Source organism: Mucilaginibacter oryzae (assembly GCF_003148845.1).
Taxonomy (GTDB): domain Bacteria; phylum Bacteroidota; class Bacteroidia; order Sphingobacteriales; family Sphingobacteriaceae; genus Mucilaginibacter; species Mucilaginibacter oryzae.
The window spans coordinates 190,044-210,304 of sequence record NZ_QGHA01000003.1 but is presented as its reverse complement, the minus strand read 5'-3'; the positions used below and the strand labels follow the sequence as shown (position 1 = coordinate 210,304).

15 protein-coding genes are annotated in these 20,261 nt (G+C 44.3%); 8 read left to right on the top strand and 7 right to left on the bottom strand.

The features are described 5' to 3' along the window. Positions 1-487: 487 nt before the first annotated feature. From LX99_RS10145 to spt, 4 genes are all read right to left on the bottom strand, one after another. A complete protein-coding gene (locus LX99_RS10145) occupies positions 488-1,810 on the bottom strand; it encodes an inositol-3-phosphate synthase (RefSeq protein ID WP_109607783.1) in 1,323 nt (440 codons plus the stop codon). A gap of 40 nt (positions 1,811-1,850) precedes the next feature. After that, positions 1,851-2,837 carry an NAD-dependent epimerase/dehydratase family protein gene (locus tag LX99_RS10140; protein WP_109607782.1) on the bottom strand — a complete coding sequence of 329 codons (987 nt, stop codon included), beginning with the start codon at positions 2,835-2,837 and terminating at the stop codon, positions 1,851-1,853. Then, complete coding sequence (locus LX99_RS10135; RefSeq protein WP_109607781.1) at positions 2,834-3,952, bottom strand: GNAT family N-acetyltransferase; 1,119 nt, start codon at positions 3,950-3,952, stop codon at positions 2,834-2,836. Before LX99_RS10135 ends, LX99_RS10140 begins: the two co-directional genes overlap by 4 nt. A gap of 105 nt (positions 3,953-4,057) precedes the next feature. Continuing rightward, positions 4,058-5,269: a serine palmitoyltransferase gene (spt, locus tag LX99_RS10130; RefSeq protein ID WP_022830576.1), complete on the bottom strand. Its 1,212-nt coding sequence runs from the start codon at positions 5,267-5,269 to the stop codon at positions 4,058-4,060. A 369-nt stretch (positions 5,270-5,638) separates the two neighbouring features. Here spt and LX99_RS10125 point away from each other — a divergent pair, with 369 nt between their 5' ends. The 4 genes from LX99_RS10125 (at position 5,639) to LX99_RS10110 (ending at position 12,450) form a co-directional block, all read left to right on the top strand. After that, positions 5,639-6,994 carry a TolC family protein gene (locus tag LX99_RS10125; protein ID WP_109607780.1) on the top strand — a complete coding sequence of 452 codons (1,356 nt, stop codon included), beginning with the start codon at positions 5,639-5,641 and terminating at the stop codon, positions 6,992-6,994. Positions 6,995-7,048: 54 nt separating this feature from the next. Next, positions 7,049-8,227 (top strand): efflux RND transporter periplasmic adaptor subunit, encoded by a 1,179-nt coding sequence (locus LX99_RS10120; protein WP_109607779.1) that lies wholly within the window; start codon positions 7,049-7,051, stop codon positions 8,225-8,227. Positions 8,228-8,298: 71 nt separating this feature from the next. Next, complete coding sequence (locus LX99_RS10115) at positions 8,299-11,478, top strand: efflux RND transporter permease subunit (RefSeq protein ID WP_109607778.1); 3,180 nt, start codon at positions 8,299-8,301, stop codon at positions 11,476-11,478. Positions 11,479-11,877: 399 nt separating this feature from the next. After that, a complete protein-coding gene (locus tag LX99_RS10110; protein ID WP_146203094.1) occupies positions 11,878-12,450 on the top strand; it encodes a hypothetical protein in 573 nt (190 codons plus the stop codon). A 216-nt stretch (positions 12,451-12,666) separates the two neighbouring features. Here the strand turns inward: LX99_RS10110 and LX99_RS10105 are convergent, their stop codons facing one another. Further along, the gene (locus tag LX99_RS10105) at positions 12,667-13,860 is read right to left on the bottom strand and encodes a pyridoxal phosphate-dependent aminotransferase (RefSeq protein WP_022830254.1); all 1,194 of its coding nucleotides are present in this window, start codon (positions 13,858-13,860) and stop codon (positions 12,667-12,669) included. A 92-nt stretch (positions 13,861-13,952) separates the two neighbouring features. Here LX99_RS10105 and LX99_RS10100 point away from each other — a divergent pair, with 92 nt between their 5' ends. The 4 genes from LX99_RS10100 to LX99_RS10085 are packed head-to-tail and all read left to right on the top strand — an operon-like array spanning position 13,953 to position 17,238. Beyond that, the gene (locus LX99_RS10100; RefSeq protein ID WP_109607776.1) at positions 13,953-14,927 is read left to right on the top strand and encodes a cation diffusion facilitator family transporter; all 975 of its coding nucleotides are present in this window, start codon (positions 13,953-13,955) and stop codon (positions 14,925-14,927) included. Next, positions 14,928-15,368 carry an NUDIX domain-containing protein gene (locus LX99_RS10095; protein ID WP_109607775.1) on the top strand — a complete coding sequence of 147 codons (441 nt, stop codon included), beginning with the start codon at positions 14,928-14,930 and terminating at the stop codon, positions 15,366-15,368. Beyond that, on the top strand, positions 15,365-16,630 hold the full coding sequence (gene bioA / locus LX99_RS10090) for an adenosylmethionine--8-amino-7-oxononanoate transaminase (protein ID WP_109607774.1): 1,266 nt from the start codon (positions 15,365-15,367) through the stop codon (positions 16,628-16,630). The genes LX99_RS10095 and bioA overlap by 4 nt, the downstream gene beginning before the upstream one ends. Positions 16,631-16,632: 2 nt before the next feature. Next, complete coding sequence (locus LX99_RS10085; RefSeq protein WP_109607773.1) at positions 16,633-17,238, top strand: hypothetical protein; 606 nt, start codon at positions 16,633-16,635, stop codon at positions 17,236-17,238. 107 nt (positions 17,239-17,345) lie between these two features. Here LX99_RS10085 and LX99_RS10080 read toward each other — a convergent pair whose 3' ends face one another. Then, positions 17,346-17,990 (bottom strand): hypothetical protein, encoded by a 645-nt coding sequence (locus tag LX99_RS10080; RefSeq protein ID WP_146203093.1) that lies wholly within the window; start codon positions 17,988-17,990, stop codon positions 17,346-17,348. An 80-nt stretch (positions 17,991-18,070) separates the two neighbouring features. Next, on the bottom strand, positions 18,071-20,173 hold the full coding sequence (locus LX99_RS10075) for a ComEC/Rec2 family competence protein (RefSeq protein ID WP_109607771.1): 2,103 nt from the start codon (positions 20,171-20,173) through the stop codon (positions 18,071-18,073). Positions 20,174-20,261: the final 88 nt, after the last annotated feature.

Genomic DNA, 20,261 nt, shown 5'->3' with positions numbered 1-20,261 from the left:
CTTGAGCAATTGTGCAAATACAAACTTCTTTTTTCCACTGTAATACTGCTATACTTGTTATAAAGACGTATGTATTAGTTTAATCTATACTTTTGGCAGATATATTGTTCCGCCCCTTTTTTTACAGGTATCCGCCTGATAATAACCTGTTTTGTTGAACATTAGTACGCTCCCGGCAGATAATTATCGGAGCTTGCAATTAACAGGCCAAAGGTAAAAAAAAAACACTACAGACTAATGTGGTCAAAAAGTCAAATATTGTTTACCCATAGCCTTATATAAGTCATTTAACTTCTGCAACCTGGTAAAATTGTAACCTGTATAGCATAATAACACTTTTTAACATATCGTTTTACAAACCGCAATTACAACAGCATGTGTAAATTATTGTTACCGCAGATTGCAGATTTTTACCAAACAAAAACAAACAGCCGTGAAGCAGCATCACTACCCACGGCTGTTTGTAACGTTATGTCGTTAACGGCGATTATTGCCCGGCAAACGCGTCTTCGTAATAATCTAACCCGAGGTGGGTGATCAGGTCTTCACCCATGATGTAACGCAGGGTGTTTTCCAGTTTGATCAGTTGTTTAAAGATATCGTTTTCGGCCGGTAAACCAGGCGCGGTTTGAGGCGATTTCAGGTAGAAGGACAACCATTCCTGCACACCGCTCATACCGGCACGTTTAGCCAGATCGCAGAATATTGCCAGATCCAGCGCGATAGGAGCTGCCAGGATCGAATCGCGGCAAAGGAAATTGATCTTGATCTGCATTTTGTAGCCTAACCAGCCAAAAATGTCAATGTTGTCCCAGCTTTCTTTGTTATCGCCATGCGGAGGGTAGTAGTTGATGCGGATCTTGTGGTAAATGTTACCATAAAGCTCCTTGTTATCTTCCGGTTTAAAGATATCTTCCAATACACCCAGTTTTGATACTTCCTTGGTTTTGAAGTTATCCGGATCGTCAAGCACCCAGCCGTCGCGGTTACCTAAAATGTTGGTTGAAAACCAGCCATGCACACCCAATGAACGGGCAGCCAAACCCGGCGCCAAAACGGTTTTCATTAAAGTTTGACCGGTTTTAAAATCTTTACCGGCAATAGGGGTTTTGGTTAATTTAGCCAACTCCACCAAGGCAGGGATATCAACAGTTAAGTTAGGGGCGCCGTTAGCGAAAGGTACGCCCAGTTTTAAGGCCGCGTAAGCGTAGATCATACTTGGAGCGATCAGCTTATCGTCGTTTTTTAAGCCTTCTTCAAATGCCGCTAACGACTGGTGCACAGCCGATGCTTCGTAATAGATCTCGGTTGATCCGCACCATACCAAAACAACCCTGTCAAGGCCGTTAGCCTCTTTAAAGTTTTTGATATCATCCATCACCTGCTCGGCAAGTTCAAGCCTGGTTCCGGTTTTAACGTGTGTACCATCAAGGTTTTTAGCGTAGTTTTTATCAAACGCGGCTTTCATCGGTTTAATAGCTTCCAACTCGGCTTTCACGGCATGTAACAACCCTGATTCAAGCACTTGCGCGTTAGATGCGGCTTCAAATACGTTATCCTCGTAAACGTCCCAGCCCCCGAAAACGATATCGTTAAGATCGGCCAGCGGAACGAATTCTTTGATTTTAGGGTTACGGTTTTCGGTCCGTTTACCCAGGCGGATGTGCCCCATTTGCGTGAGGGAGCCAATTGGCTGCGAGATGCCTTTTTTAACGGCCTCTACGCCGGCAATCAAGGTAGTGGCTACCGCACCCAATCCGGGAATCAGGATGCCGAGCTTACCATTGGCAGGTGTAATGTTAATTTTCATTTTATGTAACAATTTATTTGGTTAAGCAAATCTGGAGGGTTTAAAGCCAATTGTTGGCTTTATACCATTTTAGTGTTTCGGTCACCCCGGCTTGCAGATTGTAGGAGGGATAAAAACCGAGATCGGATTTAGCTGCTTCAATATCACAGTGCCAGTTAACAGCCATCAGTTCATTCAATTTTTCAACGTTCAGTATCGCGGCTTTATTTCTCAAATAACTCAGTTTTTCAGAAACCACCGCAATTATTTTTACAAAGTTTACAGGCAAATGAAACTTAAGGGGTTTGAGTTTCAGCTCATTTTTGGTGATGTCGCCTAATTCATAACGGCTGTAAAAATTGCCGTCGCTCAGGTTAAATGTTTGGTTGTTAACGGCATAAAGCGCTTTAATGCAGGCCTTGGCCAGGTCTTTAACATATATAAAGCTCAGCTTTTGTTGTGCGTTGCCAATGTAGGGCTCAATGCCCTTAGCCACCTGTTTAAAAAATATAAATATGCCGGTGTCGCGCGGGCCATAAACCGCGGTAGGCCTCAGTATGGTGTAGCTCAAACCTGTAACCGTTTTTAGTTTTTGCTCGGCCAGTAGTTTGCTCCGACCGTAAGCGGTAACAGGCCGGGGGATTGTATCCCCCGTTATCAACCCGTTTAAGGTATTTAAAGGGCCTACTGCGGCAAGGCTGCCAACCAATACAAACTTTTTTAAAGTAGGGCAGGCTTCTTTTGCCGCCAGGGCCAGGTTGTAAGTATAAGTAGCGTTAATGCGGTTATATTCGGCTTCAGACCGGGCGCTGGTAACGCCCGCGGCGTGGATAATGTAATCGGGCTTAATTTCGGCCAGTTGCCGTTTCAAAGCTTCCGGGTTGTTAAATTCGGGGTAGATGTATTGGATGTCGAAGTTTTTAAGATGATCGATCCTGCTGCTTTTTCGTATCGCTATAAAAACTTCAAAATTGTTTTGTAATGCCTCTTCTATCAAATGATATCCTACAAATCCGCTTGCACCGGTTATTAAAACCCGCTCCTTCATATCGCTTTTTGGTATAGCCTGTATTTTTTGTACGGATCGCCTTTTATCGCCTCAATGGCGCGGTTCACCATGTCGTTGTTTTCCAATGTCCAGCCTGCTTCGGCATGCGCGTAGCCTTTAGCTTTATACTCCCTGATGATGGTGCCATATAAACAGGCTTCAATGCCCATTTTGCGGTAATCTTCAATAACACCCAACGCGTAAATACGGATACCTGTAATCGCTTTTTTGCCAAACAGCAATTTGAAAATGCCCGTAGGCAGCAACCTGCCGCGTTTAATGGTTTTAAAAATATCATTGTAGTTAGGCAGCGCCAAACCAAAAGCCACCAATTTGCCTTTGTGCTCGGCTACAATGGCAAAGTCGGGGTCGAGGATAAGTTTCAGGTCTTTGGCCAGGTAATCAAACTCTTCATCGGTGAGCGGTACAAAGCCTGTATTTTTATCCCAGGCAGAGTTGTAAACTTCGCGAAGTTTTACCGCCTCTTCCTTGAAATTTTTCATGTTGATTTTACGGATCACGATATCGTTGCGTTTTAAACGCTCTTCGAGCGAATTTAACAGGCGAACCGATTTATCGTCGTAATTTTGCCCATCCCAGTGCCATGCTATCAGGTCAACATCTTTGGTAAAGCCAAAAGCTTCAACCAAATTGGCGTAATAGGCAAAGTTGTAGGTGTTCATCAAAAATGGCGAACTGTCAAAACCTTCAATCAATAAGCCGCATGGCTCGTTGGTTGAAAAGTTGGTAGGGCCTAACAATTTACCGGTTACACCTTTTTCTTTAAGCCACCTGGTAACGGTTTCAAACAAAGCGGTTGAAACCGAAGTATCGTTGATGCAATCAAAAAATCCCCAGAAACCATCATTCACATGGCTGTACTCGTTATGCCCGTTATTTAAAATAGCGGCGATTCGGCCAACAATTTTATCGCCATCGTAAGCCAGAAACGGTTGTACAGTATTGTGTTTATGAAACGGATGTTTAGTTAAAAGATCCCTTTGGGCGATAAAAAGCTCAGGAACGTAGTACGGGTCGTTCTTATACAGGTCGTGAGGAAAATCGATAAACGAAGCCAGTTGTTTTTTTGATTTAACCGTTACAATTGTAATCATGCTGGTAAATGATTAATAGGGCAAATTGGTATGCCTTATAAATAATAATGTGCATCCGGTTTACTTTAGTTTAAAAGTAAACCGGATGCACAAAACAATATTTCATTATATTTTTTCCTTAACAGAAGCGGCGTCTACGCCAACAGCTTTAAAGGCTTTTGTAAGTTTATCAACGGCTTCATCAATTTGCTCGAAGGTATGGGTTGCCATCAACGAGAAACGGAGTAATGATGAATCGGAAGGAACGGCAGGGGACACCACAGGATTTACAAACACGCCAAGGTTTTGCAGGTATTTGGTAACCGCGAAAGTTTTTTCGTTGTCGCGAACATAAATCGGCAAAATAGGGCTTTCAGTTGGGCCAAGATCAAAACCTTCTTCCAGTAAAAGCTTCATGGCATAGTTGGTATTATCCCATAGCTTTTCGATCCTTTCGGGCTCAGATTCGATGATATCCAAAGCAGCAATAACGCTCGCTACCGAACCCGGCGGCATACTTGCGCTAAACATCAATGAACGTGCGCGGTGTTTGATATAATCGATAGTGTCCTGATCGCTGGCAATAAAACCTCCTAATGATGCTAATGATTTGCTGAAAGTGCCCATAATCAGGTCAACATCATTGGTAAGGTTAAAGTGCGAGGCTGTACCTGCTCCTTTGTAGCCAATTACACCAAGGCTGTGCGCGTCATCAACCATAATGTTGGCGCCATAAGTATCTGCAAGCTCAACAATTTTAGGCAATTTAACAATATCGCCTTCCATGCTGAAAATACCGTCAACCGCAATGATCTTAACGGCGTCTTCGGGCAGGATGCTTAATTTACGCTCCAGGTCGGCCATATCATTATGGGCGTACTTGATCACTTTTGAAAACGATAAGCGGCTTCCGTCAATGATACAGGCGTGGTCATACTCATCAAGGATGATATAGTCGTTCCTGCCGGTAACGCACGAAAGTACACCCAGGTTAACCTGGTAACCGGTACTGAACAAAACAGTAGCCTGTTTACCAACGTAACTGGCAAGCCTGTTTTCAAGCTCGATGTGGATATCAAGTGTACCGTTCAAAAAACGTGAGCCGGCACAACCTGTACCGTATTTGTCGATTGCTTTTTTTGAAGCTTCTTTAATTTTAGGGTGATTGGTAAGGCCTAAATACGAGTTAGAACCAAACATTAAAACCCGCTGGCCATCAATGATAACCTCTGTGTCCTGGGCAGACTCGATAGGCCTGAAGTAAGGGTACAGACCACGCTCCCGCAGCATATTAGCCACCTGGAACTGAGCAATCTTCCCATGTAGTTTTTTAACCATGTATATTAACTCTGCTTAAATTTTGTGTAAAAATACCATGAATAAGCATATAACTTATACGGTGTGTGTAATTTTTTTTAAATAATGCTTATTACGTATTAATAGTACTTAAGAAGCACACAAATTCTTACACAGCAAATTAATTAATTTTTTTGTTTATTTCGAGGCTCTTATTTTCATTTTTTTGTAAAAACCCCATAAAGTCTGCGGATTTGTTGAAGTTCTGCAAATTTTACGTAAAATTCTTGTTCTTAAATTAAAAATCGTAATATTAATTACATATTCGCATTCCCCTGTACAAATCAATCATAAATTTTAAAACTTTTGTTGGCCATTTTTGCTTGATATACACCGATACTGTTTCGCCCTATGAAAAAACGCAAGTACATTCTATCTCAATTGGTACTTTTATTAACACTAACTTTACACAGCACTGTTTTTGCCCAGAATTTAACCGACAGCATTGCCGGGCCGATAACTTTAAAGCAGGCTATTAACTATGCATTAAGGAATCAGCCTGCTGTTAAACAGGCATCGATTGATGAGCAGATCAATGAGCGCGATATCCGCATTGGCTTATCGGGCTGGCTGCCGCAGGTTAACGGTTCGGGCTTGTATAACTATTATTTTAAAGGCAGCCCGCAGGCTGGCGCTTCGGGCGCTAACATCCCAAGCAACGTAGGGAGTATCCGCAACCTTTCAACTTTGGGTATAACAGCAAGCCAGGCAATTTATAATAATGACGTTTTTTTGGCGTCGAGAGCCAAAAAATACTCCCGCCAGTATTATAAGGACAATACGCTGAGCAGCCAGATTGACGTGGTAAGCGATGTAAGCAAAGCGTTTTTCGATGTTTTATTGTCAGAAAAACAGCTTGACATCACCATTGCCGATATTACACGTTTACAACGCAGCCTTAAGGATGCCAAAAACAGGTATACCGCCGGCGTATCTGATCCTACCGACTATAAGCAGGCTACCATCGCCCTAAATAATTCGCTGGCCACACGCAAGCAAACCGAAGAAGCTATTAAAAGTAAAACCGCTTTGCTGAAGCAGATCATGGGGGTTAACGGTTCTACACCGTTAAGCCTTTCCTACGATTCGACCAGGTACGAACAGGAAATCAGTATCGATACCCTGCAGGCGCTCAATGTAAACAACCGCATCGAATACCGTTTGTTGGAAAGTACAAAGGCTTTGAATAACCTTAATGTAAGTTATTACCGGTACGGCTTCTTACCCTCGTTATCGGCAACGGGCAGCTACCAGAATGCTTATTTCAGTCATGACCTGTCAGATTTGTACAATAATGGCTTTCATACCGGTTATGTAGGCTTAACCCTGGCCGTGCCTATCTTCCAGGGAACAAAGCGCCTGCAAAACCTGGCGAAGGCCAAACTACAGGTTCAGCGCACCGATCTTGATCTGGAAAATACCAAAAATGCCATCAATACAGAGTACACCCAGGCTCTTGCGGCATACAAAAGTAACTACGCCAGCTACAGGCTGATTCGCGAAAATGTCGATCTCGCATCGGATGTTTATAAGGTGGTGAGCCTGCAATATCGTGAGGGCGTGAAAACATACCTTGATGTGATAGTAGCCCAGTCAGATCTGCGCACGGCGCAACTGAGTTATTATAACGCGTTGTTCAATCTTTTAAGCAGTAAAATTGATGTACAGCGCGCTTTGGGCATTTTACCGGTTGAGCAGCCGCAATAACAATTCGATAAAACGAAACGAGAATACACTATAAACACGAACAACCCTTTCTACATGAAACACAGATATATATATTGGTTAGCCCCTGCGGCATTACTCACATGGGCAGCATGCGGTAAAAAACAACAGGCCGGCGCACCGGCAGCGCCGCCAACATCCGTATACCTTGCCAAAGCTAAAACCGCCGAAGCCGTTTATTATGATAAATACCAGGGCATTGTTGTTTCTATCAATACAGTTGAGCTGCGCAGCCAGGTGCCGGGTTTTGTAACCGGAATATTTTTTAAAGAAGGTGATGTGGTGCAGAAGGGAAAGGTATTGTATGAAATTGATAAACGTAAATACCAGGCCGCCTATGATCAGGCTAAGGCTAACGTGTTAAGTGCTGAGGCGAACCTGGTTAAAGCGCAGAAAGATATAGACAGGTATAACATGCTGTTGAAAAACGATGCCATTGCCCGCCAAACGGTAGACCAGGCGCAAGCTACTTACGAGACCAGTAAAAGCCAGGTAGCTGTAGCCAAAGCGGGTTTGGAGTCGGCACGTACCGATTTGTCGTATGCTACCATAACCGCCCCTTTTACAGGCCGGATCGGTATCTCGCAGGTGAGGCTGGGCGCACAGGTGGCAGTGGGTACAACGCTGTTAAATACCATTTCGGCCGAGCATCCTATAGGCGTTGACGTAGTGATTAATGAGCAGGATATTAACCGTTTTTACAATCTTCAAAAATCAAGCACCGACAGCACCTTTAAACTGGTATTGCCTGATGGCAGCAAATATAATAAGCCGGGTAAAGTACTGGCTGTTGACAGGGGGGTAAGCAATCAAACAGGCAGCATCAGGGTGAGAGTTCAGTTCCCGAATGAGGATGATGTGTTGAAAGATGGGATGAGCGCTGTGCTGCAGGTATTGAACAACCAATCGGGCAACAGGGTACAGATCCCTTATAAAGCGGTTACCGAGCAAATGGGCGAGTTTTTCGTATTCACCGCCCGCGATACCGTTGTTAAAGATACAGCGGCTGATAAAACTGTTAAAGACAGGCGCGATACCATTGCCAAACAGGTTAAGGTAAAATTGGGTCCCCGCGTTAATGATGATGTAGTGGTGATGGATGGCATTAAGCAAGGCGATAATGTGATAACCGATGGCTTTACCCGCTTGCGTGACGGGGGCAGGATTACCACCGGCGCCGCCGCTCCGGCTGCAGGTGCCGCGCCAAAAAAATAACCGTTCAGCAGCAAAAAATTTAAGCTTAAAAAGGGGCGACATCTACCCCGGAAAACTTAATGTAAAAAATAATGATCGCAGATACCTTTATAAAACGACCGGTTACCGCCATTGTAATATCCCTGGTGATATTAATTGTTGGGATCCTGTCAATAACCAGCCTGCCTATAGGCCAATACCCCGATATTACGCCGCCAACCGTATCGGTTAGCGGTAACTACGTAGGCGCCGACGCGTTAACCGTTGAGCAAACCGTTGCCACCCCTGTTGAGGTGCAGGTGAACGGTGTACCGGGCATGACCTACCTGCAAAGTAACAGCAGTAGCAACGGCCAGATGAGCATGACCGTTAACTTTGACGTAGGTACCGACATCAACATTGCCGCGCTCGATGTGCAAAACCGCGTAGGCATAGCCCTGCCAACCTTACCGCAGGAGGTACAGCGTTTGGGTATGGTGGTACGTAAACGTAACCCAAGTATTTTAATGCTGGTGGCCATGTACAGCCCTAAAGGCACACATGATGTTACCTTTACCGATAACTATACCAACGTATTTATTAAAGACGCCATTTTGCGTACCAAAGGTGTGGGCGACGTAGTTACCCGTGCCGATGATTTCAGTATGCGTATCTGGCTTAACCCGGATAAACTGGCCGCTTTAGGCATGAGCGCTGCCGAAGTTACAGCGGCCCTGCAGGAGCAGAACGCGCAGGTAGCCGCCGGTACGGTAGGAGCCACCCCACAGCTGAAGGGCCAGACCTTTGAATACTCGGTAATTGTAAAGGGCCGTTTAACCAAGCCCGAAGAGTTTGGTAATGTAGTGATCAAAACACAACCTAACAACGGCGGTATAGTGCATTTGAAAGATGTTGCCCGTATTGAGTTAGGTAAATTCAACTACTCGGGCAACTCGTTTGTGGATGGCAAGCGTGCTTCCTACCTGCTGGTTTACCAGGCCCCCAACAGTAACTCGCTCGAAACCGCAGATAACGTTTATGCCACTATGGAAGAGCTCAAGAAAAGCTTCCCGGCTGATATTGACTACGTAGTACCGTTTGAAGCGGTTACCGTGGTAAAAGTATCGGTTGATGAGGTGGTTGAAACACTCGTTATCGCACTGGCATTGGTTATCCTGGTGGTGTTCCTGTTCCTGCAAAGCTGGCGCACCACGCTGATCCCGGTATTGGCTATCCCGGTATCTATTATTGGTACTTTCATCTTTTTTATACCGCTTAATTTTACTATCAACACGCTAACGCTCTTCGGCTTCGTACTCGCTATCGGTATTGTGGTGGATGACGCTATTGTGGTGGTAGAAGCGGTGCAGCACTATATGGATGAGGAGGGCATGACCCCGAAGGAAGCAACGCAGCACGCCATGGCCGATATCTCGGCGCCGGTAATAGCCATCGCTTTAATTTTGGCGGCGGTATTTGTGCCGGTAGGCTTTGTGCCGGGTATAGTAGGCAGGCTGTACCAACAGTTTGCCATCACTATTGCCATCTCGGTATTGATCTCGGCGTTTGTGGCGCTATCTTTAACACCGGCCTTGTGTACGCTGATATTAAGACCGCATAAGATCGACGAAAAATCAACAGGCTTAAATAAGTTTTTCTTTAAGTTTAACAGTTGGTTTACAAGAGTAACGGGCAGGTACCGTAACACGGTGGATAAGAGTATCAAAAACTCGCGCTACGTGATCATTGTGCTGGTTTGTATCATTATCGGTACGATATTATTATTCAAAAATAAACCTTCAGGCTTTATTCCGCTGGAGGATGATGGCCGGGTTTATATTACCTATGACCTTCCCGAGGCTTCGTCAACAGGCCGTACCGTTGATGTGCTGAACAGGATGATGCACACGCTTGACAGTGTGCCCGAAATTGCGCATTATGCAGCTTTGGGCGGGTTAAACGCGATCAGTTTCGCCAGTAAATCAAACAGCGCCACCATATTTGTGCAGCTTAAACCCTGGGATGAGCGTAAAGATAAATCGCAGCAGATAACCGCGCTTGTTGGTCGCTTAAATCAAAAGCTGGCCAAATATAAAGAAGCAAACGTGGTGGTAATCCAACCACCGGCAATTCCGGGTTTGGGTAGCACAGGTGGTTTCTCCTTTATATTGGAAGAGAAACAGGCCGGTGGCGACATCAAGGTGTTTGAAAAAACGCTGCGTACTTTCCTCGGTGCTATCAACCAGCGTAAGGAGATAGCGAGGGCATTCTCGTTCTTCACCGCGAGTACACCCGCTTACCAGTTAACCATCGACAGGGAAAAGGCAAAAAAATTAGGCGTTGCCATATCTGATGTAAATACCGCCTTGCAAACCTATTTAGGTAGTACGTATATTAACGATTTTACCATTTATGGACGTAACTTCAGGGTAGTGGCCCAGGCCGATACCAGTTACCGTACCAATGTGCAAAACATAGGGCAGTACTTTGTAAAAAATTCATCCGGTGCTATGGTGCCTTTAAGTACGCTCACATCCTATAAAGTAATTGAGAACTCGCCATTGATTTCGCACTACAACCTGTTCCGCTCGGCCGAGATTAACGGCAGTACCAAACCTGGTTACAGCAGCGGCGACGCGATCACCGCGCTCAAGGAAACCGCCGCGCAGGTACTGCCCCAGGGTTACGGTTACGAGTTTTCTGGTTTAAGTCGTGAAGAGTTGTTGTCAGGATCGAAAACAGTATACATCTTCGCGCTGTCAATAGGTTTCGTGTTCCTGTTCCTTGCGGCATTGTATGAAAGCTGGTCGGTACCTTTCTCGGTATTGTTATCGGTACCATTGGGGGCCTTTGGTGCGATATTGTTCCTGACCTTCTGGCCCGACTTAACCAATAACGTTTACGCGCAGATCGGTTTGATCACGCTGATCGGTTTGGCGGCCAAAAACGCTATCCTGATTGTGGAGTTTGCCAAGGAGCGTGTGGACGCCGGTATGGAGCTTGAAAAAGCGACACTGGAGGCGGTAAGGCTCCGTTTAAGGCCAATCATCATGACCTCGATGGCCTTTATTTTAGGCGTAGTGCCCTTAATGATCGCATCTGGTGCAGGTGCCGAAGCGCGTAAAACTATCGGCTGGACGGTATTTGGCGGGATGCTTACCGCCACATCGCTCGCTATATTTATAGTACCGGTATTGTTTTATATTATCACTAAGGCGGCATACGGTAAAGAAAAGCTGGCCGAACTTGAGAAAAACTACAAACCCGGAAAAGGGCACGAGCCGGAAGTTTAATTTCAAAATACATTGTTTAATTTTTGTAAAAAGAGAGTGGCGCAAGCTTCTCTCTTTTTCTTTGGTACGTTATTGCATATCGTTAATCGACGTTTTTTCGTTCCAAAAAATTCAGGTTTGTGTACACTTTTGGAGCCTAAGCAGAACAGTTTTTCAAAAAAAAATCAATTGGAAGCAGGCTGTTGAAATGTATAAATATCGCCAAAATCATTATCGAAATCTGATTGATAGTCAATAAATAAGCAATTTAACATAGGGGATTTGTAATCTGTTATGGTTGATGATTGCACTTAGATACCGTCAAATTTTAGTTACAATGGCAAAGTATTTGTTAAGGAGGGGTTAATACAATGAAAACTTAACCAACAACATTGTAGAATTTGACTAAAAAAGAGAACTATGAAAACAATGACTAAAATGATGGCTTCGGCGTTTACCGCGGCGGCTATTTTTATCGGAACAAACGTAAAAGCTCAAACTACACCTGCTAACGCGCTGCGTTTTGGTGTTGGTTTGGAAGCAGGTATCCCAACAGGTAATGCTCATGATCATTCAAATTTTGAATTGGGTGGTACTGCACGTTTACAATACGGTGTTAGCAATGATTTGGCTTTAACATTAACTTCTGGTTACTACAATTTTTTTGGCAAAACCTATACCACTTCTTTTTCTGATAACAACTCTACAACAACCATTTCAGTAAAAGGAAGGTCTTTAGGTATGATCCCTGTGAAGGCAGGTATTAAAGCCTTTGTTGGCGATGGCTTTTATTTTGCCGGTGAGGTAGGTGCCGGTTTTGAAGTGCATCCTATAGTGGCTGGCGCAGATAAAAACACCAAACTGATCCTTGCTCCCGGCGTTGGCTACGCTACCAAATCTTGGGATATAGGTGTACGTTACGAAAACTTCTCAGGCCAGAGCAATAATTACGGCCTGGTAGGTTTACGTTTAGCTTATGGCTTTGGTCTGTAATAAACCTTTTTAAGGATTACCTTAATGCTATACCAAAAAGGGTCGGTTTGCCATGCAAACCGACCCTTTTTGGTATGAACGGGATTGTCTGAATCAGAATTTTAGAATTCCCAAAATGTTATTTTGAATCATACAGTTTTTAGAAAAGCAGTATTCCATTCTGTTCATTCTAAAATTCTGGAAATTCTGATTCAGACAATATTCCAAAATCGAAATCTAAGCTAATTTGCCCAACGCCTCTTTCAGCCTTCTCATGGCTTCTATCAGCTTATCTTCAGCGGCAGCGTAGGATAAACGGATAGACGATGGGTCGCCGAATGAATCGCCGCCTACGGTAGCCACGTGGCCTTCTTCCAATAAATATAAACTCAAATCATCCGAATCGTTGATTACCCGGCCTTCGTAGCTCTTACCGAAGAAAGCGGTAACATTAGGGAAGAAGTAAAACGCGCCATCCGGCAGGTTTACTTTAATGCCTTCAATCTCGCTTAATAATTTATAAACAATGTCGCGGCGTTTTTTGAACGCGGCCCGCATCTCCAACACACTTTCCAGGCCACCTTCGTAAGCGGCAATACCCGCGCGCTGGGTAATTGAACAGGTGCCTGAAGTTACCTGGCCCTGCATTTTGTCAAACGCGGCTGCAAGTTCTTTAGTGCTGGCGGTGTAGCCAATCCTCCAGCCGGTCATGGCAAATGCTTTCGACCAGCCGTTGATGATCACCACGCGATCTTTAATGGCGTCAAACTGCGCGATCGACTCGTGTTTATCAACAAAGTTAATGTGCTCGTAAATTTCGTCGCTCAGGATATAAACGTGGGGGTGTTTTTCAAATACTTTGGCCAGGCCTTCCAGCTCGTCTTTGCTATAAACACTGCCGGTAGGGTTACATGGCGATGAAAACATAAACAATTTGGTATTTGGCGTAATAGCGGCCTCCAATTGTTCAGGCGTAATTTTAAAGTTGGTATCAACAGTAGTATTGATGAATACGCTTTTACCTTCGGCAAGTTTAACAACTTCGCTGTAGGATACCCAGTAAGGCGTAGGGATAATTACTTCCTGTCCCGGATCAACCAAACACAACACCGCGTTGGCTATAGCCTGCTTGGCGCCTGTAGAAACAACTATATCGGCAGCATCGTAATCCAGGTTGTTCTCGTTCTTGAGCTTGGCAACTACTGCTTTACGAAGGTCGGGGTAGCCCGCAACCGGTGTGTAGTAGGTAAAGTTTTTATCCATGGCCTGCTTGGCGGCTTCCTTGATATGTTCAGGGGTATGAAAATCAGGCTCGCCAAAGCTAAGGCTGATCACGTCGACACCTTTAGCGGCAAGTTCACGGCCCAGTTTGGCCATTTTAATTGTTGCAGATTCGGACAGGTTTTGTATCCGGGTACTTAATGCGCTCATATAAATTATGTTATCGCGGCAAATATAGAAAATAACTTTACTGCTACTTACGGTTGTTATTTTTTAAATTTGCGGCCTAATAACCCCTTGCTTTGAATCAACAAAAAAGGATCATATTAATTTCGCTTGTTACGGGTATAGTGCTGATGTCGGCGAAATTCGGTGCCTACTTTTTAACGGCCTCCAACTTTGTACTAACCGATGCCGCCGAAAGCATTGTCAATGTAATAGCCAGTTCCTTCGCTTTTTACAGTATCTACCTGTCATCGCTTCCCCGCGATGAAAACCATCCTTACGGGCACGGTAAGGTAGAGTTTTTCTCGGTGTTTATTGAGGGGGCTTTAATAGGTATAGCCGGATGTATCATCATTGTAAAATCAGTTTACAGCTTTTTTTATCCGAGCGTTATCCATGATCTGTTTACCGGCGCGGTGATTATCGGTATTACGGGTGCCATAAACGGCGGGCTTGGTTACTACATGATCCGCAAGGGAAGAGCGCTCCGTTCCATGACTTTAGATGCCGACGGGCGCCATTTACTGGCCGATACCGTTACCAGTGGCGGCCTGGTAGTTGGTTTGTTGCTGATAGAATTTACCCATATATTATGGCTGGATAGCGCCTTATCCATTTTGGTTGGTTTGTATATAGTTTACAGCAGTTACAAACTGGTACGTAAATCGGTAGGGGGGCTGATGGATGAAGCTGATACCCAGGTGGTGAATGATATTATTCAGGTACTAAGCGAAAAACGCCGCGAATCATGGATTGATGTGCATAACCTGCGCGCGCAAAAATACGGGCATGAGCTGCATATTGATTGCCACATGACTTTGCCAAATTACTTTGATTTGAACACTGTACATACCGAGATCTCGTTGGTCGACAAGATGATTAACCAGGATATGGGGATCAAGACTGAACTGTTTATCCATGCCGATCCATGCTTGCCCGATTGTTGCCATTATTGTAGTATGCCCAATTGCCCCATCCGGTCGGAAGCGCAAACGGAAACCATAGTATGGACAATGGATAAGGTTGTACGTAACAAAAAACACTTTGAATAAATGGAATACTTTAATGTAAGGGTTTACGGTTTGCTGCTGAATGATGACGATGAGTTGCTGATAAGCGACGAGCAGGAATATGGCATGCGCTTTTCCAAGTTTCCGGGTGGCGGGCTGGAGTTGGGCGAGGGGCTGATAGATGGCCTTAAACGCGAGTTTATGGAAGAGTGTAACCTGGAAATTGAAGTTGTCGGTCATTTTTATACTACCGATTTCGCCGTAAAGTCGGCCTTTAATAATTCGCAGGTAATCAGCGTGTATTACCAGGTGAGGAGTCTGGGCACGGTTAACCTCAATATAAAAACGGCGGCTTTTGATTTTGACGGGGAAGGAGAAGTATTGCAGGCTTTCAGGTGGGTGCCGCTAACGGCATTAAGCACCGCCGATTTTGAATTTCCGACAGATAAACGTGTGGTTGAATTATTACAAAATGAATTATGAGCCTTACCGAAAGAGATTTACAGGTAATATGGCATCCTTATACCCAAATGAAAACCGCCCAACCGCCCATTGGCATTGTGCGGGGGGAGGGGGCGCTGCTTTTTGACGAAGAAGGCAAACAGTATATCGACGCGGTATCATCCTGGTGGGTAAATATCCATGGGCACGCGCACCCTTACATCGCTAAAAAGGTATCCGAGCAATTGCACAAGCTGGAACATGTAATTTTTGCCGGTTTCACCCACCAGGGTGCGGTTGAACTGGCCGAGCGCCTGCTGGCCATCCTGCCATCAAACCAGAAAAAAGCATTCTACTCCGATAACGGATCGACCGCGGTTGAGGTAGCCATAAAAATGTGCCTGCAATACTGGCTGAATAAAGGCGATCAGCGCACTAAAATTATCGCGTTCAATAACGCATACCACGGCGATACTTTCGGAGCTATGGCCGTAAGCGGAAGAAGCGCGTTCACCAAAGCCTTTGACAGTTTGCTGTTTGAGGTTGAGTTTATCGATATTCCCACAAAGGAGAATATTGAAATTCTCAAATCTCAAATCTCTGATCTCAAATCTCAAACCGCCTGTTTTATCTTCGAGCCATTGGTTCAGGGATCGGCGGGGATGATCATGTATGAGGCCGAATATCTGAACGAGCTGATGGCGCATTGCCGTAAAGAGGGGGTATTGCTGATTGCAGATGAAGTGTTTACCGGCTTTGGCCGTACAGGAAAGCCTTTTGCTACCAACCATGTAGAAGTTGAGGCCGATATCATGTGTTTCTCTAAAGGGCTTACTGGTGGCACCATGGCTTTGGGGCTAACAACCTGTACGCAGCAAATTTACGACGCGTTTTTATCAGATGATAAACTCAAAACGCTTTTTCACGGGCATTCATTTACCGCTAACCCTATAGCCTGTGCATCGGCACTGGCCAGTCTTGATTTATTTCAACAGCCTGAAACCGCCGAAAATATAGCCCGGATAGCGGCTTCTCATGCTGCTTTTGCCGGGAGGGTACGCAATCACCCTAAAGTTAAAACCATCAGGCAAACCGGTACCATTGTGGCTATGGAATGGGAAACGGGAGATAATACTTCTTATTTCAGTTTGCTGCGCGATAAGCTTTACCATTACTTTTTAGCGGCAGGTATTATATTGCGCCCGCTGGGCAACGTTATTTATATTTTACCTCCGTATTGCATTACTCATGAGCAACTCAATTATGTTTACAGCAAAATTGAGCAGGCGCTCGAAGAAATATAACTATGCTAAATAAGATACTACCTGTTATAATTGCCGATAACCAATTGCATTCGCGATGGTTAAATACGTTATCGTTGATGGAAAACACCGGTGCCCGTAAAATTTCGGCCAGTGAAGATCCGCTTACCGTAACCTACATTATACTGAAGCACGCTGCCGAAGAGCACCGCCATGCCTTCTACCTGAAAAAACAACTGGAAAAAACAGGCGTTACCTTGCCTACTTATGCTGCGGAGTATCTTTTAGCTCCGGGCTCAAGTAAATACTTTTTAAATCAGCTGGATGTTGATGTGTGCCGTTACCTTAAAACCGAACTGGATTTGAAAGGTGCTGAATTACGTTTTGCAGCTTACTTATTGGTTACCTACGCTATAGAGGTTCGCGCCGATGAACTTTACCCAATTTACCAGGAAGCGCTTGAAGAGGCCGGTAGCAAGGTAAACGTTAAATCAATTATTTTAGAAGAGGAAGGGCACCTGGAAGAAATGATCAACCAGTTAAAACACTTTTCACCCGATTGGGAACTTCATGCTCAAAAGGCCGTTGAATTTGAAACGAAGCTGTTTAACCAATGGGTTGAGCAGTTAGGGAGAGATATAGCCGCTTAAAACGAATTGCTAAAATGTTTGTTTAAGTTCCGAAGCGTCATTGCAAACAAAAACGGGTTTCTTGACATCAAGAACCCCGTTTTTGTTTGATGAAAGCTATCTTTTAATTATCTGCCGCCGCTCATAGCTTTTAGGTCATCCATGGTGATCTTGTCGAAATCAGCAGGGATACCGAAGGTGCCGGCCGGGTTTTTTTGTTCTACAATGCTTTTAACGGTAACCTCGGTAGTTTGCCCTTGCGAAAACGAGGTGTACTGGATAGGGAAGCCACCCGCGTTGCGGTAATATTTAGCAATACCTGTTACCGGTAAAGTAACATCATTGGTTACCCAAACATCGTAGGTTTTGTTGGTTTTGGTATCGGTAGCAACTACTTTTTTGCAGTTAAAACCCGAAATTACTTTGGTTTCGGTACCTGGCGCGAAAGTTAAAGTAGGCAGGGTAGCCATAGCCTGGTCAACTTCATCAGGGGTTGCGATAGCGGCTTTTTTAATTGATGCCACAGGTACATCAACCATAACTACTAATGATTTGCCTTCGGCATCTGTAAGTATTTTAATGGTAGCAGGTCCGGTAGTGAATTGCGATGCAGCTGAATCAGCCCTGAAATAGCTTTTTGCTTCAACTTGTTGTCCCTGCATTGCCGTTGAGATAGTTACAACACCTTCTTTGTAAACTTTTTGAGCTTTTGCACTGATAGCTGTTGCGGTAAGGGCAAGGCCTAAGGCAACGTTGAAAATTTTAATGTTCATGTTTTTAGTTTGATTTAATACCAAATTAACTTTTTTTAATTAAAAGACAAATTTTAAGGTACGTAGTTTAATGTGTTTTGCTAATTAGATGTAACAACGTACGATTTGTTACGCCGTAAAACGATATAATTAATATGTTTTGCAGCTAATTCAGCAATAAGGCGTTGTATTGTTTTTGGCGAATTAGTGGCATCAATAATTACAGTATGATATTCGTAATTTTTATTAACACTATCAAGAAAAATTTCAGGATTTTGAGTGATGTAGAGGTAGCTGACATTGGTTTTGGAACCAGTATCGCGGGCTGCCGTTTCTTTATCAATAATAGCTAAGGTTTGATCATTAAACCTGATCAAACCATCGTTTTTATGCAGCCAGGTAAGCATGATCTCTTTTTCAGGGCTATACACTTCAATATGGCTTATTTTACAGCTATCAAGGTAAGGTTGTACCGAATATTTAAAGCTTTTGTCGGTATCTGCCAGGTTGCTTAATACAACAGCTTCGTTACCTTTTTTAAACACAATACCCATGTTTTTGCGCAGATTTAAAAAAGCGATGGTGTTAGTATGGTAAGCGCGGTATCTTTTAACGCCGGTGCTGATAGCCAGCAGCAGCGTACCTACAAGCGTTAGCCTTAACAGCCACTTTTTTTTGTGATATAAATAGGAAAATAAAAAGATGATGATGGCGTAAAGCAACAGGTATTCGGCAGTGGTAAGCCATATTTTAGTTATAGCTGCAAAAGGCGCATGTTCTATCCATCCCAACACATCATTCATGATCAGGATAGTTTTTTCGAGCACAAACGCCAATGCCGATGACAGATATGGTACCCATGAAAGCGCGAGTAAAGCCAGTCCGCTACCCATAATAACCGCCGACGGAATAACGATAAACAAGTTGCTGAACAAAAAATAAACGGGGAACTGGTGAAAATAAAAAGCGCTGAGCGGAAAAGTGATTACCTGCGCCGCGATAGATACCGAACAATATTGCCATAATTTATCCATCCATTTGCGCTTAAAGCCGAGCCATTTATAAACAACCGGCTGTAAAACTATAAGCCCTGCAACTGCAAGGTAGCTTAGCTGGAAGCCTACGTCTGTAATATACAATGGATTATAAAGCAGTAACACAAAAGCGGATATGGCCAGGATGTTCAGATTGTTTACATAACGGTTGTAGGTTTTGCCAATAACAACCATGCTGATCATGGCGGCTGCCCTGCATACTGCCGGTGAAAAACCACTGAGCATTGCATAATACCATATAAACGGGATGATGATACAGGCCCTGATGAGCCTGCCATATTTAAACCTGTTTAAAAATTGAAGCAGGAAAGCCAGTATGGCCCAAACCAGCCCTACATGCGCACCCGAAACCGACAGTACATGGATGGTGCCCGTTTTTGAGTAAGCCTGCAGTACATCATCACTCAATTCGGCTTTATAGCCCAATATCAGCGTTGAGGCCACGGCAATGGCGTTTGGGGTATGAAGGTGCTGTTTAAACCTGGCAACCATTTGTCGCCTTAGTTGCAGGGCCTGCGCTATAAAAGGGTTACCGGTGGCGGTGTTAACCCGGCGATACTGCCCCGGGTATAAAAACTCCTGGTAATAAATGTTTTGATGGGCAAGATATTGTTTATAATTAAATTCGGCAGGGTTAAAAGGCGGATCGATAGGGATGAAGCGGCCCGGGATCAGTAGTTCATCGCCGTAATTCAGGGCGAGCGCCGCGCTATCTTTTATAGCGATTAACAAAGTTCCGGTAGTTGCCAGGCTCCGGTGTTCGCTATCGGCGGCTAAAACAGTGGCGGTTAAACGTACAATGCCATTTTTAAGCTGCGGCTCGTTATTTATCCTTACGAGCAACCGTTTAGCATGTTGCTTCGCGAAATGATTGCTTTTGTTCAGTTCATTATGGTTGATAACGGCTATCCAGCCCGCAAGCAGTAATAGTATATGCATCATTACGCCGCCTGCCCATGGTTTTTTATAAACATTAAACGGTTTGTAAAGCAGGTTGAACGATAAAAAAACGAGCAGCAAAACCGAAAAGCTAACGCTTAAAACGGGTAGGTAACGAGCCGAAGAAAAGTTAATACCAGCAGCAATTCCCAGCAAAAACGGAAGTAATAAAATAACAACGGGTACCTCGCCCTTGTGCCTGGCGATCATATCCGGCTATAAATTTTGTTGAGAGATAGCATGCAAGGCAAGGTTATAACGCTCCTAAAATAACGATAACTTTTTAAAGAGGCGGCAG

Excerpts from the sequence above, each read along its gene's own strand:
- LX99_RS10135 (WP_109607781.1), bottom strand. The coding sequence starts at position 3,952 with ATGATTACAATTGTAACGGTTAAATCAAAAAAACAACTGGCTTCGTTT.
- LX99_RS10110 (WP_146203094.1), top strand. The coding sequence starts at position 11,878 with ATGAAAACAATGACTAAAATGATGGCTTCGGCGTTTACCGCGGCGGCT.
- LX99_RS10140 (WP_109607782.1), bottom strand. The coding sequence starts at position 2,837 with ATGAAGGAGCGGGTTTTAATAACCGGTGCAAGCGGATTTGTAGGATAT.
- LX99_RS10145 (WP_109607783.1), bottom strand. The coding sequence starts at position 1,810 with ATGAAAATTAACATTACACCTGCCAATGGTAAGCTCGGCATCCTGATT.
- LX99_RS10085 (WP_109607773.1), top strand. The coding sequence starts at position 16,633 with ATGCTAAATAAGATACTACCTGTTATAATTGCCGATAACCAATTGCAT.
- LX99_RS10095 (WP_109607775.1), top strand. The coding sequence starts at position 14,928 with ATGGAATACTTTAATGTAAGGGTTTACGGTTTGCTGCTGAATGATGAC.
- LX99_RS10115 (WP_109607778.1), top strand. The coding sequence starts at position 8,299 with ATGATCGCAGATACCTTTATAAAACGACCGGTTACCGCCATTGTAATA.
- LX99_RS10105 (WP_022830254.1), bottom strand. The coding sequence starts at position 13,860 with ATGAGCGCATTAAGTACCCGGATACAAAACCTGTCCGAATCTGCAACA.
- LX99_RS10080 (WP_146203093.1), bottom strand. The coding sequence starts at position 17,990 with ATGAACATTAAAATTTTCAACGTTGCCTTAGGCCTTGCCCTTACCGCA.
- LX99_RS10125 (WP_109607780.1), top strand. The coding sequence starts at position 5,639 with ATGAAAAAACGCAAGTACATTCTATCTCAATTGGTACTTTTATTAACA.
- LX99_RS10120 (WP_109607779.1), top strand. The coding sequence starts at position 7,049 with ATGAAACACAGATATATATATTGGTTAGCCCCTGCGGCATTACTCACA.
- bioA (WP_109607774.1), top strand. The coding sequence starts at position 15,365 with ATGAGCCTTACCGAAAGAGATTTACAGGTAATATGGCATCCTTATACC.
- spt (WP_022830576.1), bottom strand. The coding sequence starts at position 5,269 with ATGGTTAAAAAACTACATGGGAAGATTGCTCAGTTCCAGGTGGCTAAT.
- LX99_RS10075 (WP_109607771.1), bottom strand. The coding sequence starts at position 20,173 with ATGATCGCCAGGCACAAGGGCGAGGTACCCGTTGTTATTTTATTACTT.